Consider the following 13,940-nt stretch of genomic DNA (forward strand, 5'->3'; position numbering starts at 1 on the left):
TGGTTTGTCGGCGACCCGGCCTCGGGGACGAAGTCGGAACGTCGAGATCGAGTGCTGCATGCCGGTCCGGGTGCGGCGCGAGAGGGAACCCGGTGAGAATCCGGAACTGTCCCGCAGCGGTGTGCAGGAACGACCGCCGTCACCAGCACTGGCCCCGACGGGCTGGGAAGCGACGGCCACTAGGTGCGCGATCTTCCTCGCGCGGGCCTGCAAGTCCGAAGACCTGCCAGCTGTACCGGGCGCGCCGCGCCCGGTGGTGCATCGCCTCGTGGAATAGGCTGTGGCCGAAGCCGGTTCGATGCCGTGTTCGGCTTGACGTCTACTGGCGATGACCATCCGCCGCACCGATGAGGACGTCGTCATGACCACACAAGCCACCTACCGGCCCTTCACCGCCACCATCCTCGGTGCGCCGCGCATCGGGCCGAACCGGGAACTCAAACGCGCCGTCGAGAAGTACTGGGCGGGCGGTATCGACCGCACCGAACTCGAGGCCGTGGCCGCGAACCTGCGCCGCGGTACGTGGGAGGCGCTCACATCGGCCGGCCTGGACTCCGTTCCGGTGAACACCTTTTCGTACTACGACCATGTGCTCGACACCGCCATGATGGTCGACGCACTGCCGCCGCGGGTCGCCGATGTGCCCGACGAAGTGGATCGCTACTTCGCGGCCGCGCGAGGCAACGACGACATCGCGCCACTGGAGATGACCAAGTGGTTCGACACCAACTACCACTACCTCGTACCCGAACTCGGCGCGCAGACCAGGTTCGCGCTGAACCCGGCCAAAATTCTGGGTGAACTCGAAGAGGCTCGTGCGCAGGGTGTTCCGGCGCGTCCGGTGGTCGTCGGGCCGGTCACCTTCCTCGCGTTGAGCAAGGCGGTCGACGGAGGAAGTGCGCCGCTCGAGCGCCTCGGCGAACTTCTGGACGTGTACGGCGAATTGTTGCAACTGCTCGCCGACCGGGGCGTGGAGTGGGTGCAGCTCGACGAGCCGGTGCTGGTCACCGACATCGTCGACAACGCAGGCGAACTCGCCGAGCGGGCGTATCAGTTCCTCGGTGGGCTGGCGAAGCGTCCGGCGATCTTCGTGGCCACCTACTTCGGCGAGCTCACCGATGCGCTGCCCGCGCTGGCGCGCACGCCGGTCGAGGCCATCGGCGTTGACCTGGTCGCCGGCAGTGGGTCATCGGTCGCCGCGGTACCTGAGCTCGCGGACAAGTTGCTGGTCGCCGGTATCGTCGACGGGCGTAACGTCTGGCGCACGGACCTCGAGGCCGCGCTCGGGACACTGACAACGCTGCTGGGCGCTACCGGCCACGTCGCGGTGTCGACGTCGTGCTCGACACTGCACGTGCCGTACTCCCTCGACGCCGAGCCGGACGTCGATGCCGCGCTGCGCAGTTGGCTGGCATTCGGATTCGAGAAGGTTGCCGAAGTGGTGACACTCGCCCGAGGCTTGAGGGAGGGACGCGACGCGATTTCCGGTGAGGTCGCGGCGTCTAACGCGGCCGTAGAGGCGCGGCGCGTGGATCCGCGGTTGAACAACGGCCAGGTCCGGTCGCGGATTTCGTCGATCGTGGCGTCCAGGGCGCAGCGCGGGCCTGCGGACAAGCGTCGCGCGGCGCAGCAGGACCGGCTGAAGCTGCCTCTGCTTCCGACCACGACGATCGGCTCCTACCCGCAGACCTCGGCCATCCGGGTGGCGCGTGCGGACCTGCGCGCCGGCACCATCGACTTCGCGGAGTACGAGCGTCGGATGAAGGCCGAGATCGCCGACGTCATCAGGTTGCAGGAGGAACTCGGTCTCGACGTGCTCGTTCACGGTGAGCCCGAACGCAACGACATGGTGCAGTACTTCGCCGAACAACTCGACGGGTTCTTCGCGACGCAGAACGGCTGGGTGCAGTCCTACGGCAGCCGGTGCGTGCGCCCGCCGATTCTGTACGGCGACGTGGCACGGCCCAAGCCGATGACCGTGGAATGGATCACCTATGCGCAGTCGCTCACCGAAAAGCCGGTGAAGGGCATGCTCACCGGCCCGGTCACCATCCTCGCCTGGTCGTTCGTGCGTGACGACCAGCCGCTGGCCGACACGGCCGCCCAAGTCGCACTGGCGATCCGGGACGAGACGGTCGACCTGCAGGCGGCCGATATTGCGATCATCCAGGTCGACGAGCCGGCCTTGCGTGAGCTGTTGCCGTTGCGCGCCAAGGACAAAGACGACTATCTACGCTGGGCGGTCGACGCCTTCCGGTTGGCGACCTCGGGTGTGGCGGACTCGACGCAGATTCACACCCACCTGTGCTACTCGGAGTTCGGTGAGGTCATCGGCGCGATCGCGGACCTCGACGCCGACGTGACGTCGATCGAGGCGGCGCGCTCGCACATGGAGGTGCTGGCAGACCTGAACGCGGCTGGGTTCTCCAACAGCGTCGGACCCGGGGTGTACGACATCCATTCGCCCCGCATCCCGGGTGTCGAGGAGATGGCGACAGCGTTGCGCGAAGCCTTGGACTCGGTTCCCGCCGAACGCCTTTGGGTCAACCCGGACTGTGGCCTCAAGACCCGCAGGGTCGACGAGGTGGTTGCGTCGCTGCGTAACCTCGTTGCTGCGGCGAACGAGGTCCGCGCCGGTTAGAACGGACTGCTGTTCTGCTGCCAGCGCGCCTCTTCCGGACGGGGACCGAAGCGGCGGGCGTAGTCTTCGTGTATCCGCGCGTCCTTGCGGCGCTTGATCTCGTCGACGAGGTTCGGGTCCAGTCCGTGCTGCGCCAGGCGGTGCCGGCGCCAGATCTTGTTGAGCGCCAATGCCATCAGGATCGCCCAGATGTAGATCGGCACGGTCATTTCCAGATGCACGTACAGCGACGCAGGAAGTAGCCAGAGCGGCGCGAGGATCACCAACGGAGGTATCGCCATCCGGACCATGTGGCGGCGGAGGGCGCCCGGTCCAGCCAGGTCGCGTGCCACCCACTCGCGCATGGAGTCGGGTAGGCGGCGTCCATACGAATAGGTGACGTATTGGACGATGCCGGGGCGGGTCTGCGCCATGGTTTCTCCTCGGTTGGTCAGTCGGCTAGCGCGCCCGCAGCGAGGGCGGCGGTGTTCACGCGGGTCAGCACGTCACGAAGGTGTTCAAGCTCGTCGAGGTCGACGCCCAGGCGCTCGACGACCGCAGGCGGGATCTTCAGCGCGCGTCGCCGTAACCGCACACCCTCCTCGGTGAGTCGCACGTCGGTGGCCCGCTCGTCGACGGCGCTGCGCGATCGGGTGATCAGGCCGAGCGACTCGAGTCGTTTGAGCATCGGCGACAGTGTCGCCGAGTCCAGCTGCAGCGCGCGGGCGATGTCCTTGACCGACAATGGTTTCGTCGGCGCCTCGCCGGTATCGCCGGACTTGTGGTGGTCCCACAACGCCAACATCACCAGGTACTGAGGGTGGGTGAGCCCGAGCGGTTCGAGCAGCGGACGGTAGACGGCCAGCACCGCCCGATGGGTGACCGCGAGCGCGAAGCACACCTGCTGTTCAAGCGCGAGGGGATCGACCTTGGACGGAGCCGACGTGGTCACATCTCCATGGTGGCCTAATAGTTAGTGCCCTAGCAATGTACTTCCGGTCACACGGGTTTCGTCCGAGGTGGAACGGGTGACCCTGCTCGCATGTCAACGCCGAACGACCCCCCGGCCACCCCGAAGGACGCGACGAAGGTCACCGCGGAACAACGGGCTCTGCAGGAGGATCTGGACCACCGCAACGACGACCCCGAGGCGCCCGGCGGCCATCAGGATCGCCACGACATCGCCGACGAGACCTGACGCCCAGGCGGCTAGCCGGTCGCCGGCACCCCGAGTGCGAGGACCGCGACATCGTCCTTGACTCCGGCGCCGAAGCTGGTGAGAAGTTGCTGGATGGCACCGACGATGTGGTTCGCGGTGGTGGGCGCGCGGGACTTGACGAAGGCCAGAAGGGCACCGTCGTCGTCGTAGCGCTTACTGCCGACTCCTATGCTCGCCTCGGTCAGTCCGTCGGTGTAGAGCACCAGGGTGTCGCCCGGCGCCAAGTGGAGCTTGTGGGCGATGAAGCGCGGGTCATCGGTGATACCGACGGCCTGCCCTCCGGTGGTGTCGGCGTAGTAGGCCGACCCGTCGGCACCGAGCAGCAGTGGTGGCGGGTGACCACCGCTGGCCAACTCGACGTCGAACCCGTCACCGCGCATGGTGATGTTTCCGTCGATCACGGTGCACAGGCGGTTCGCAGCGATGTCGCCTTCCCGCATGAGAACCGAATTGAGGACGTGCAGTGCCTTCACCGGGTCGTGATCGGCGACAGAGGCCGAGCGAAGCACGTACCGCGTGAGGCCGGCAACGACTGCGGCCTTGACTCCTTTACCCGCGACGTCGCCGAAGAAGAAGCCCCACATGGAACGTGTCAGCGGGAAGAGATCGTAGAAGTCGCCGCCCACGTCGTCATCCGAGTCGGTGTGGTAGTAGGCAGCGGCGTGCAACCCCGCGGGCGGCTCGAGATGCGGCGGAAGCAGTGAGCGGCGCAGAGTTTCGGCAAAGGCCTGCACCCGGCGGCGCTCGCTCTCGGCCTTCTCTCGCTGCGCGAGTAGCTCGCGTTCGTAGGATCGACGGTCCGTGGCGTCGATGGCGGTCAGCCGCAGCAGTTCCGGATTTCCGTCGCCGTCGAACTTCAGGTTCGCGGTGAGGAACATCGGCAGCCTGGTCCCGTCGGCGGCCACGAGGTCCACGGTCACGCCATCGAGCTTCCCGCTCATCCGCAGCAGCGGGCGGAAGTGGGTGTCGAAGTGTATGCGTCCGCCGATGGTCAACAAGTCGGTGATCTGCTTGCCGTGCAGACCATTACGCTCATATCCCAACCATGCGGTCAGCGTCGAATTGGCGCGGATGATGCGACCGCCCGGGTCGGCGATCAGGTGGCCGCAGGGCGCGTTGTCCCAGTGGTCTTCGAGGTCCACTTCGGTCATGTCGGTCGAGCGAAGTCGGCGATTGCCTCGGCCGTGGCGTCCGGGTTACTGACGTGTGGGCAGTGTCCGGTGGCGTCCAACGTGATCAGTCGACTGCCGGCGACGTGCCGGTGCACATAGGCACCGACCGCCCGCGGCGCGATGACGTCCTGCGTGCAGTCCAGGATCAGCGTGGGCACCGCGACCCGCGGGAGGTCGGCGCGGTTGTCGGAAAGGAAGGTGGCGCGGGCGAACACACGCGCACAGTCGGGGTCGGTTCGGCAGAAGGACGCCGTGAGCTCCTCGCCGAGCTCGGGCCGTTCCGGGTTCCCCATGATCGCCGGAGCCATGGCACGCGACCAACCCAGATAGTTGAGTTCCAGAGATTCGAGGAGCTCGTCGATGTCGGCCCTGGAGAAGCCGCCCTGGTACTCGTCATCGTCGATGTAGCGGGGCGAGGGCGTGATCATCACGAGTTTGGCGAATCGGGTCGGCTCCTTGATCACCGCCAGAGCGCCGATCATCGCCGCCACCGAGTGGCCGACGAACACCACGTTGCTCAGGTCGAGTTCGCGCACGATGTCAACGATGTCGTCGGCGTAGCCGTCCAGCGACGAGTACTTGGCATCGCTCCACGCCTTCGGATCCGACGCCCCCGAGCCGACATGGTCCATCAGCACGATTTCGAATTCTGCCTCCAGCCTGTCGACAATGAGCCGCCACAAATTCTGATCGCAGCCGAAACCGTGAGCCAGCAGCAGCGTCGGGCCGCCTTGCCGGCCCACGATCTTGACGTTGTTGCGGCTCCGCACATCCATGTCCAGCAGCTTAGGATCCCGGGGGCTAGAGAACGACCACCCAGACGGCCACGTAGTGGCAGGCCGCCGCGGCCGCGGTGAAGGCGTGGAAGAACTCGTGATAGCCGAAGGTGTGCGGCCACGGATTGGGCCAGCCCATTCCGTAGAAGACGGCGCCGATGTTGTAGAGCACGCCGCCGGCCAGCAGTAGCAGCACCACCGTGAGGCCGGCGTGGTTCAGCAGTGTTTCTGTGTACAGCACGGCGGTCCAGCCGAGCAGCAGATACAGCGAGACTCCCAGCCACCGAGGCGCCGACGGCCAGAGCAACTTCATCGCGACACCTGCGGCTGCGGCTGCGCACACCACAGTCAGGACGCGGGTTCCGGCGTCCGACGGCATGGCCAACAGCGCGATCGGGGTGTAGCTGGCGGCGATGAAAACGAAGATCAGCGAGTGGTCGGCACGTTTCATCCACAGTTCGGTGGTGGGCCGCCAGTGCACCCGGTGGTAGGTCGCGCTGACGCTGAACATCGCGACGATGGCGGCGCTGTAGGCCAATGTCGCCCAACCGGCTATCGGGGACCCGGCGGTCCAAGCGACGTACACCAGCGTCGCTCCCGCCACGACGGCGCCGACGGCGGAGCACAAGTGGATCAGGCCGCGTGCGCGGGGCTTACCGATCAGATCCGAGACGGCGTCTGCAAGCGCGTGCGGCAGGTCGTCTGCGCCGGACTCGGTGCCGGAGGACGCGACGGAGTCAGGGCCGGCCGACTCCAAGGTCACGTCCGACACGTCAACGATCCGAGGTTGTTCAGGACATCTCCTGCGTCGACGGAAGCCATACCGGTCGAGGCAGGGTATCGCGCTTCGGGGCGATCGCGGGCGCTGCCCCGGCCGTGGCGCGATGTAGCTCGACTTGGGCCCATCGTAGAATGGTCGCGGCTCATCGAGCTGGCCGCGTTAGCTCAGTTGGTAGAGCGTCGCTCTTGTAAAGCGGATGTCGAGAGTTCGAGTCTCTCACGCGGCTCCGTTGTGTCGGTCCCGGCGGCTAACGTCATGTTGTGTCGATGACCTGCCTCGGGTGCGGCCTCCGTCTCGAAGGTCGTCGACGAAAAGTGTTCTGCTCCAACGCATGCCAACAGTTGCACCGGCGGCGAGTGCTCCTGGATGCCTGGCTCCAGACGGGAATGTGTGGCCGCACGTCATACCAAGGCAACTACGTTCGGGACTACCTCTATGAGCAGCAGGGTGGCTGCTGCGCAGTCTGCGGAATCGCAAGCGAGTGGAACGGCATGACCCTGGCGTTGATCATCGACCACATCAATGGGGACGCCACCAACAACCGTCGTGACAATTTGCGGCTCGTCTGTCCCAACTGTGATAGCCAGCTGCCGACGTATAAGGCCAGAAATCGCGGCAGCGGCCGCCATTACCGGCGACAACGGTATGCCGACGGCCAGTCGTACTGACGCGGTGCTCTACCACTGAGCTAAGGAGGCCTGCGGGCCCTGAGTTTATCCGGTAGCGCGTTCGGGGAACCCGCTGCCCGTGAGTGTCAAGGACGATCTCCTGAGCGACTTCCCGCACGTCTATCCGGGGCTGACCCGGCCGCAGGTGGAGCGGCTGCTCACGCTCCTCGACGAGAGCGCGAGCACCGGAGGCGGGCTGGGCCTCAGTGTCGCGACTGCCATCAGGCCGTTGGCGCCGGACATCGCCGCCCGCATCGAGTCCTACGGCAAGGCCGACGTCGATGAATACGTACGCATCCTGCGCGGCGCCGCGGTGCTGCTACTCCAGCGGTGGCAGCCCGAAAATCAGCCTCCGAACCCGGAAAGCGTCGCAGCCGCGGTCGAAACCATCGAAGCCGACGCCTGACGTCATTCCTCGACGTCGATGACGCGCTGTGAGGTCACCGTTCGTGACGACGTTCGGGCGCGCGGCCGCCGGCCCGGCAACGGGATCCGGTCGGCGATGTTGCTCAGCGGGTTCACCACCTGGCTGAGGGTGACGACGGCGTCGTGCAGCGCGTCGATCGTCGGCGCCAGCGCCTCCAGGCCCGGGGCCAGCCGGTTCAGGGTGTCGGCGACGTCGGCGAGTTTGAGCAGCGGTCCGTCCGGATCGGTCAGGGTGTCCAGCAGACCATCCTCGGCCAGTAAGCGGTCGGCCACGCCGTCCTCGCGCAGCACCCGCTCGACCAGTCCGTCGTTGGCCAGCAGCTGGTCGGCCAGCCCGCCCGGCGCGATCACTCGCGACAATGCGCCGTCGTCGGTGGTCATCCGGTCCACCAGTCCGCCCTCGGCCATCACCTGATCCACCAGCCCACCAGGTGCGACCGCTCGCGCCACCGCGCCGTTCTCGGCGGTCAACCGGTCCAGCAACCCGCCCTCGGTGGTCAGCTGATCGACCAGGCCGCCAGGGCGCAGCAGCCGGTCCAGTGGGCCGTTCGGCGCCAGCGCACGTCCCAGCGGGGCGTCGTCGTCCATCAGCCTGGCCAGCCGGTTCGCCCGCTCCACGGCCTCGTCGAGACCCAGCATGTGCGCGAACGAGGCCGAGCCGTTCCTGGTCGCCGTGTTCGCGTCGCCAAGCGTTTTCTGCGCCAGGCCCAACGCCCCGTTGGCCATGGAGAGCCCGGCGTCGGCGACGGCCAGCCCCACCTTGACGGGCGCAACGGCCAGGTCCGTGAGGGCTTTGCCGTAGTTCATCGCCTCAGTCTATGGACAGCGCAAGGCCGGCGTGGCGTCTCAGGTCAGCTGAGCCAGCGCGGCTTTGATCTTGGCCTGGGCCTCGTCGAGGGACTGCGGCGACGGGTTCTGGTCGGCGTTGGCGAAGCCGAAGTCCGCCAGGTTGTTGGTGGGGAAGACGTGCACGTGCAGGTGCGGCACCTCCATGCCGGCGATGATGACCCCGGCGCGGTGGGCGGGGAACGCCTTGACCACGGCCTTGCCGATCAGCTGCGACACCTCCATGACGCGGCCTAAGACCGCGGAGTCGACGTCCTGCCAGTGGTCGATCTCGGCCCGGGGCACCACGAGCGTGTGGCCTTGCGTGATCGGCGCGATCGTCAGGAACGCGACGATGTCATCGTCGTCGTAGACGAACCGGCCGGGTAACTCTCCGTTGATGATCTTGGTGAAGACGCTCGCCATGGGTCGAGCATAGTGAGCGGGCGAGTGCGGCGTTCCACGGTGATGACATCGGCGGATCGGGCGGACGAGGTGCTTCTGTCCCGCACACTTCGCGACCCCGTGACGGGTCAGAACGGTGGGGGGTCGGCGTCGGGGTTGTCGGTGCCGACGTCGAGGTTGATCTTGCCCGGGTGGTCGGGTGGTGGTCTGCTGGGTTCGGTGGTGACGGGGGCTGCGCGTTGGCGGCGTTCGAGGGCGTTGAGGGCGCGTTCGTGTTCGATTCGTCGCATCCGGTCTTGGGCGCGGGTGCGTCGTCGGCGCGGCATCATGGCGCCCTTGTCGCCGTTTCCCGCGGGGCGTTGTGCCGCTGGCAGGGTAGCGGTCGTCGTGTCCCAGCCGGGGTAGAAGAAGCGGCTGCCGGGGTGGGTGACATAGGTTCTGCCCGACGGGGCGGTCCAGATGACGGTTCCGTCGGCGCGTTGTTCATCGAGCCACCCGCCGAAGGTTTTGAGTAGGTGGTGGATTCGGCACAGGCATTTGGTGTTCGACGGATGCGTGGGACCGGCCGGATACGGCGTGGTGTGGTCGATGTCGCAGCACTGCGCCGGGCGCCCGCAGCCGGGGAATCGACACGTCAGATCGCGCATCCGGACAAAGCGTGCGGTCTTCTGCGATGGCCGGTAGCCCGATTCCGGTGCCGCATCGGGCTTGTGCACCCAGCGAACCTTGGCGCCGTTGTTGATCAGTTCGGCCAACAGCGGGGTCGGAAGCAGTCCGCCGCCGAGGATCAGCCCCGCAACGGGTTTGGGTTTCGCGGGCCCGGCCGGTTCGGCCGGGGATTCGGCGGGGTCGGCCGGGGGTTCGGCAGGTTTGGGGTGGCCATCGCCGGACATCTGCGGATCCGGTTGTGCGTCTATGGCCGCGGGGTCGGCGAGCACGTTGATGACGAAGTTGGCTGCGCGGGGATCCTCGCCGGCAGAGGCGCAGTCGGGGCTGCCGCATTGGCAGGTCAGTCGGTCCGCGAACGCGGCGATGGCACCCAGGGAATCCGAGCGCCGCTGCCCCACGGTGCGCGGATCCGCATTGCACACCCCGCTCGACATCTGGGCGAGGCGACGTTCGATTAACTCGGCGTCGGCGGCGGATAAGCGCCCCCACAGCGAGGCCGTTCCGGTCACATCGTCGCGCTTACCGAGTCGGACGTCTCGGCTGCGCGCGGCCTCGCGCAGGCGCCGGCGCGCGTCGGGGTCGTGTTCGTCGACCAGCGCGTCGATCGCGGCCTCGAGCTTGGTGACCGACAGTGCACCCCATTTGGCCGCGCGCGCGGCGATGGCGGCATCGACCCGTGCATGGATTGCGGAGTCCACGATCAGTTGGGTGCGCCAGGTGATGGTCGCGACCAGCCCAACGCTCAACCGGCCCTGGGCGAACAACGCAGCGACTCGGGGCAGCCGCTCGCGCAGGGCCATCGCGATACACATCTCCCGCGAGGCAGCCCGATCCCCGATCCCCATCGCGGCCGAAACCTCGGCCGAGGCCATCCGCCAGCCATCAATCGCCAAATGCTCACGCTCTTCGTCGGGCTCGGTGTAGCGCGCGGTCAGCTCGGCGGTGGCCGCCAGCCGACGCGCGGCCAGCACAGCCTCCGCGCGGACGCAGTCGGCGATCGCAGCCACCACAATGCTGTCGTCGACGGCCGCGAACTCGGCATCGAACGTGTGTTCGATCATGGCTTCGATCCTGCCACACCCAACCGACAAAAATCAGCGACGGTAATCGCCCCTGTGGACAAGCTCATCGAGCTCGGTGATCGACCACGGTGGCGAATCGTGCTGATCGCGGTACGCGAGGACCGCCGGCATCTGCCGGTCGAAGCGCCCGACGAAACCGCCGGCAGCGATGAAGATCTGCCCCGTCACGTCTGCGGCCAGATCACTGGCCAAATATGCGTAAGTCGGCGCCACATACTCCGGCGGCGCGGCGTCGAGGGCGCCCTGCATGCTGATCTCGTCGAGTAGACCGCGCCGATGCAGATCGCTTATGTGCGCCTCATACTCCGGGCCGGTGGACAGCCGCGTCCTGGCGCCGGGGCACACCACATTCGCGCGCACACCGTCGCTTTTGAGCTCGGCCGCAATCGCCAGCGTCAGTCCGTTGACTGCGCCCTTGCCCGCCGGGTAACCGGTGCCGCCGTAGTCACCGAGGAAGGCGAACGAACTGGTGTTGACGATCGCGCCGCCGCCTTGCGCCACCATCTTCGGAGCAGCGGCCCGGCAGGTCTCGAACACCGTGCCGAGGTGCGCGTCGATCAAATCGTGAAACTGCGCAGAGGTGACGTTGAGGATCGACGATCCGTGGGGCTCGGCGGTGCCCGCACAGTTGATCAGGATGTCGATCCGACCGAACTCCTCCACGCACAAGTCGATCAGCGTGTCAGCGACAGCCGGATCTGCGGGCGAGCCGGGCAGCCCGCGCGCGTTCGGGATCTGTTGGGTTGCTTGCGTTACGGCATCGGCGTCGCGGCCGTTGACGATGACTCCCGCGCCGTGGGCGGCGAGCAGTTCGGCCACCGCCAGCCCGACACCACGCGAACCGCCGACGACAACCGCGCCGCGCCCGCCCAGTAGCGGGCTAGTTGTCATCCGTTGGCTGGCCGAACTCCATCATGTCCATGTTCCAGTAGCCGCGCAGGTTGGTCAGCAATCCAGCGTCGTCGGTCTTGTAGGTGAACACGCCACGCACCGTGCTTGTCATGCCGTTGTCGAACTTGCTGCGCAACACCAGGATATGGGCCACCTCGTGCGGTGAGCTGGAGGGAAACGTCTCCTCGCACGTGATCTGAAGGTCGTTGGAGGCGATGTTGGCGTCGTAGAAGCCGGACACCGCCTCCTTGCCGCGCAGACCGTTGCCGTCGGGGTTGGTGAAGGACTGGCCGATCGGATCCTCGATGACGACGTCGTCGGCCATCAGGGCCAGCCAGCCCTCCTTGTCGTGGGCATGCACGCACTTCCAGGAGTTGTGCGACGCGGCCAACGCCGGTGTCTTCTCGGCGGTTTCCTGCGACATCGGGTTCAGCGGTCCTCGTCGGTGTAACGGATGACCCCGCGAATGTTGCGACCCTCGAGCATGTCCTTGTAGCCGTCGTTGATCTGCTCCAGCTTGTACTGCCGGGTGACCATGTCGTCGAGGTTCAGCTTGCCGGCCTTGTACATCGACAGCAGCTGCGGGATGTCGAAGTGCGGGTTGCCGCCACCAAAGATGGTGCCCTGCAAATTCTTCTGCAGCAGGGTCAGCATCGCCAGGTTGAGGTTGACCTCATTGTCGAGCAGGCTGCCGATCGCGGTCACCACGCAGGTGCCGCCCTTGGCGGTGAGGTTGAGGTAGTTGTCGATGTCCTTGCCGTGCAACTCGCCAACGGTGACGATCACCTTGTGGGCCATCAAACCCCAGGTGACCTCCCCGATGCCTGCCATGGCCGACTCCCAATCCGGATAGGCATGTGTGGCACCGAATTTCAGCGCCTGATCGCGCTTCCACTCCACCGGGTCGATGGCGAAGACGCGGCGGGCCCCGGCAGCGACGGCGCCCTGCAGCGCGCCCATGCCGACACCGCCCACGCCGACGATCGCGACGTCCTCACCGGGGCGGACGTCACCGCTGCGCACCGCCGAACCGTAGCCCGTGGTGATGCCGCAGCCGACCAGGCAGGCGACCTCGAACGGGATCGACTCGTCAATCTTCACCACCGAGCTCTTGTGCACGACCATGTACGGGCTGAAGGTGCCCAACAGTGTCATCGGGAAAACCGGCTGCCCATTTGCGTGGATGCGGTGGGTGCCGTCGGAGACCGCGGTGCCCCCGAGGAGTCCGGCGCCGAGGTCGCACAGGTTGCGCAGGCCCGCCTGACACGACGGACAGTTGCCGCACGACGGGATGAACGACATCACCACGTGGTCGCCGGGTTTGATGTCCTCGACGCCCGGCCCGACTTCGGTCACGATGCCCGCGCCCTCGTGGCCGCCGAGCACGGGGAAGCCGGCCATCGGAATGCCGCCGGTCACGAGATGGTGGTCGGAGTGGCACATCCCCGACGCTTCCATCTGCACTTTGACCTCGTCTTTGACGGGGTCTCCGATCTCGATCTCTTCGATCGACCACGGCTGGTTGAACTCCCAGATGAGAGCGCCTTTTGTCTTCATTCGTACGTGCCTTCCGCTAGAGCCGGTGACCTCAGACTAGAGGGAGTAGTTAGATACGTCACAGTCACCCCCAATCAACTGCTTGGCCGGTCACCAGATGGGTGCCGGGGCCTGGCCGAGCGGGTAGTAGCCGGGCAGTTTCTCGCCCGCCAGGGAGCGTTCGATGCGTTTCTGCATGCCCGGTGAAAGGTCGCCGGACTCGATCAGCTTGCCGAACATGTAAGACACGTGGCCGAAGTCGAAGAAGTCGCGCTGCCACTCGATCTTGAGGTCGGCATCGAGTCGGAACCAACTGCCGCCGATGCCGTAGATCTCGTCCTGCGTGCCATCGGACTTGTTGACGATCTGCTTCCAGAACCCGACGATCTCGCCCTGCTTGTCGTCGACGAGCACCTTCTGGTACTCGTACACCCAGTTCTCCAGGCCCTCCATCTCCAAACCCAATGCGACGTCGCGGATTTCGTCCTTGCCGATACACATCACGTCTTCTTTCGGCCCGATGTTCCAGCCGTAGGTGGCGTCATCGGTGTAGAACTCGGCCAACGGCTTCCAGTCGCCGTTACGCTCGGCCTCCCGGTTGGCCTCCAGCCACTGCTCGACCCAGCTGTCGAGCGCTTCGCGTGGTAGTGACGGCATTGTCTACTCTCCTGTTTCTCTGATGGTCAGGGCTTGGGTCGGGCACATGTCGACCGCGTTCTGAACCTCGTCGCGGGCGTCGTCCGGCGGTTCGGGGTCAAGGATCTCGACCTTGCCTCGTTTGGGCACCGTGAAATAGTCGGGTGCTTCGAGTTCGCACATCGCGTGGCCCTGGCACAGATCCAGATCCACTTCGATTCGAAAGCAACCCAT

General features: G+C 66.3%; 17 protein-coding genes, 1 tRNA gene and 1 riboswitch. Of the genes, 5 read left to right on the plus strand and 13 right to left on the minus strand.

Annotation, left to right across the window (positions count from 1 at the left end):
• The first annotated feature begins 44 nt into the window (after positions 1-44).
• Positions 45-245: riboswitch (cobalamin riboswitch) on the plus strand.
• Positions 246-361: 116 nt separating this feature from the next.
• Positions 362-2,641 (plus strand): 5-methyltetrahydropteroyltriglutamate--homocysteine S-methyltransferase, encoded by a 2,280-nt coding sequence (gene metE / locus G6N18_RS19415; RefSeq protein ID WP_163689916.1) that lies wholly within the window; start codon positions 362-364, stop codon positions 2,639-2,641.
• Here metE and G6N18_RS19420 read toward each other — a convergent pair.
• Positions 2,638-3,054, minus strand: coding sequence for a DUF5313 domain-containing protein (locus tag G6N18_RS19420; protein WP_067215494.1), 417 nt, complete (start codon positions 3,052-3,054; stop codon positions 2,638-2,640). The genes metE and G6N18_RS19420 overlap by 4 nt on opposite strands.
• Positions 3,055-3,071: 17 nt before the next feature.
• Entirely contained in the window at positions 3,072-3,572 is a 501-nt protein-coding gene (locus tag G6N18_RS19425; RefSeq protein ID WP_067215489.1) for a MarR family winged helix-turn-helix transcriptional regulator, read from the minus strand.
• Between the two features lie 90 nt (positions 3,573-3,662).
• On the opposite strand from G6N18_RS19425, the gene G6N18_RS24280 reads away from it, so the two are divergent.
• Positions 3,663-3,818 carry a hypothetical protein gene (locus G6N18_RS24280; RefSeq protein ID WP_165757357.1) on the plus strand — a complete coding sequence of 52 codons (156 nt, stop codon included), beginning with the start codon at positions 3,663-3,665 and terminating at the stop codon, positions 3,816-3,818.
• Positions 3,819-3,829: 11 nt separating this feature from the next.
• On the opposite strand, the gene G6N18_RS19430 is transcribed toward G6N18_RS24280, so the two are convergent.
• From G6N18_RS19430 to trhA, 3 genes are read right to left on the minus strand one after another with little or no spacing between them, the layout of a single operon-like run.
• Positions 3,830-4,990: a PP2C family protein-serine/threonine phosphatase gene (locus G6N18_RS19430; RefSeq protein WP_083006616.1), complete on the minus strand. Its 1,161-nt coding sequence runs from the start codon at positions 4,988-4,990 to the stop codon at positions 3,830-3,832.
• Positions 4,987-5,787 carry an alpha/beta fold hydrolase gene (locus G6N18_RS19435; protein ID WP_067215480.1) on the minus strand — a complete coding sequence of 267 codons (801 nt, stop codon included), beginning with the start codon at positions 5,785-5,787 and terminating at the stop codon, positions 4,987-4,989. Before G6N18_RS19435 ends, G6N18_RS19430 begins: the two co-directional genes overlap by 4 nt.
• A gap of 25 nt (positions 5,788-5,812) precedes the next feature.
• Positions 5,813-6,484, minus strand: coding sequence for a PAQR family membrane homeostasis protein TrhA (gene trhA, locus G6N18_RS19440; protein WP_234806261.1), 672 nt, complete (start codon positions 6,482-6,484; stop codon positions 5,813-5,815).
• A 237-nt stretch (positions 6,485-6,721) separates the two neighbouring features.
• Between trhA and G6N18_RS19445 the strand changes: the two genes are divergently transcribed.
• The 3 genes from G6N18_RS19445 to G6N18_RS19455 all read left to right on the plus strand — a co-directional run bounded on the left by G6N18_RS19445 (position 6,722) and on the right by G6N18_RS19455 (position 7,642).
• Positions 6,722-6,794 (plus strand) — tRNA-Thr (locus G6N18_RS19445).
• Between the two features lie 40 nt (positions 6,795-6,834).
• Positions 6,835-7,236 carry an HNH endonuclease gene (locus G6N18_RS19450; protein WP_083006614.1) on the plus strand — a complete coding sequence of 134 codons (402 nt, stop codon included), beginning with the start codon at positions 6,835-6,837 and terminating at the stop codon, positions 7,234-7,236.
• A 79-nt stretch (positions 7,237-7,315) separates the two neighbouring features.
• On the plus strand, positions 7,316-7,642 hold the full coding sequence (locus G6N18_RS19455) for a hypothetical protein (protein ID WP_083006612.1): 327 nt from the start codon (positions 7,316-7,318) through the stop codon (positions 7,640-7,642).
• A gap of 2 nt (positions 7,643-7,644) precedes the next feature.
• On the opposite strand, the gene G6N18_RS19460 is transcribed toward G6N18_RS19455, so the two are convergent.
• The 8 genes from G6N18_RS19460 to G6N18_RS19495 form a co-directional block, all read right to left on the minus strand.
• The gene (locus G6N18_RS19460; RefSeq protein ID WP_083006610.1) at positions 7,645-8,469 is read right to left on the minus strand and encodes a hypothetical protein; all 825 of its coding nucleotides are present in this window, start codon (positions 8,467-8,469) and stop codon (positions 7,645-7,647) included.
• 39 nt (positions 8,470-8,508) lie between these two features.
• Positions 8,509-8,913: an HIT family protein gene (locus G6N18_RS19465; protein WP_083006608.1), complete on the minus strand. Its 405-nt coding sequence runs from the start codon at positions 8,911-8,913 to the stop codon at positions 8,509-8,511.
• Positions 8,914-9,020: 107 nt separating this feature from the next.
• Positions 9,021-10,622, minus strand: a complete 1,602-nt coding sequence (locus tag G6N18_RS19470; protein WP_163689918.1) for an HNH endonuclease signature motif containing protein — start codon at positions 10,620-10,622, stop codon at positions 9,021-9,023.
• A gap of 33 nt (positions 10,623-10,655) precedes the next feature.
• Entirely contained in the window at positions 10,656-11,534 is an 879-nt protein-coding gene (locus G6N18_RS19475; protein ID WP_163689920.1) for an SDR family NAD(P)-dependent oxidoreductase, read from the minus strand.
• The gene (locus G6N18_RS19480) at positions 11,524-11,958 is read right to left on the minus strand and encodes a nuclear transport factor 2 family protein (RefSeq protein WP_067217970.1); all 435 of its coding nucleotides are present in this window, start codon (positions 11,956-11,958) and stop codon (positions 11,524-11,526) included. Before G6N18_RS19480 ends, G6N18_RS19475 begins: the two co-directional genes overlap by 11 nt.
• Before the next feature lie 5 nt (positions 11,959-11,963).
• Positions 11,964-13,091: an NDMA-dependent alcohol dehydrogenase gene (locus tag G6N18_RS19485; protein ID WP_067217973.1), complete on the minus strand. Its 1,128-nt coding sequence runs from the start codon at positions 13,089-13,091 to the stop codon at positions 11,964-11,966.
• Between the two features lie 90 nt (positions 13,092-13,181).
• Positions 13,182-13,727, minus strand: coding sequence for a nuclear transport factor 2-like protein (locus G6N18_RS19490; protein WP_083006200.1), 546 nt, complete (start codon positions 13,725-13,727; stop codon positions 13,182-13,184).
• A 3-nt stretch (positions 13,728-13,730) separates the two neighbouring features.
• A complete protein-coding gene (locus G6N18_RS19495) occupies positions 13,731-13,940 on the minus strand; it encodes a ferredoxin Fdx (protein ID WP_067217979.1) in 210 nt (69 codons plus the stop codon).

It is taken from the genome of Mycolicibacterium celeriflavum (genome assembly GCF_010731795.1).
In the GTDB taxonomy this organism is placed as follows: domain Bacteria; phylum Actinomycetota; class Actinomycetes; order Mycobacteriales; family Mycobacteriaceae; genus Mycobacterium; species Mycobacterium celeriflavum.

What these genes read in the sequence shown, in the direction of transcription:
- metE (WP_163689916.1), top strand. Translation starts at nt 362, where the DNA reads ATGACCACACAAGCCACCTACCGGCCCTTCACCGCCACCATCCTCGGT.
- G6N18_RS19420 (WP_067215494.1), bottom strand. Translation starts at nt 3,054, where the DNA reads ATGGCGCAGACCCGCCCCGGCATCGTCCAATACGTCACCTATTCGTAT.
- G6N18_RS24280 (WP_165757357.1), top strand. Translation starts at nt 3,663, where the DNA reads ATGTCAACGCCGAACGACCCCCCGGCCACCCCGAAGGACGCGACGAAG.
- G6N18_RS19430 (WP_083006616.1), bottom strand. Translation starts at nt 4,990, where the DNA reads ATGACCGAAGTGGACCTCGAAGACCACTGGGACAACGCGCCCTGCGGC.
- G6N18_RS19435 (WP_067215480.1), bottom strand. Translation starts at nt 5,787, where the DNA reads ATGGATGTGCGGAGCCGCAACAACGTCAAGATCGTGGGCCGGCAAGGC.
- G6N18_RS19450 (WP_083006614.1), top strand. Translation starts at nt 6,835, where the DNA reads ATGACCTGCCTCGGGTGCGGCCTCCGTCTCGAAGGTCGTCGACGAAAA.
- G6N18_RS19460 (WP_083006610.1), bottom strand. Translation starts at nt 8,469, where the DNA reads ATGAACTACGGCAAAGCCCTCACGGACCTGGCCGTTGCGCCCGTCAAG.
- G6N18_RS19465 (WP_083006608.1), bottom strand. Translation starts at nt 8,913, where the DNA reads ATGGCGAGCGTCTTCACCAAGATCATCAACGGAGAGTTACCCGGCCGG.
- G6N18_RS19470 (WP_163689918.1), bottom strand. Translation starts at nt 10,622, where the DNA reads ATGATCGAACACACGTTCGATGCCGAGTTCGCGGCCGTCGACGACAGC.
- G6N18_RS19475 (WP_163689920.1), bottom strand. Translation starts at nt 11,534, where the DNA reads ATGACAACTAGCCCGCTACTGGGCGGGCGCGGCGCGGTTGTCGTCGGC.
- G6N18_RS19480 (WP_067217970.1), bottom strand. Translation starts at nt 11,958, where the DNA reads ATGTCGCAGGAAACCGCCGAGAAGACACCGGCGTTGGCCGCGTCGCAC.
- G6N18_RS19485 (WP_067217973.1), bottom strand. Translation starts at nt 13,091, where the DNA reads ATGAAGACAAAAGGCGCTCTCATCTGGGAGTTCAACCAGCCGTGGTCG.
- G6N18_RS19490 (WP_083006200.1), bottom strand. Translation starts at nt 13,727, where the DNA reads ATGCCGTCACTACCACGCGAAGCGCTCGACAGCTGGGTCGAGCAGTGG.
- G6N18_RS19495 (WP_067217979.1), bottom strand. Translation starts at nt 13,940, where the DNA reads ATGGGTTGCTTTCGAATCGAAGTGGATCTGGATCTGTGCCAGGGCCAC.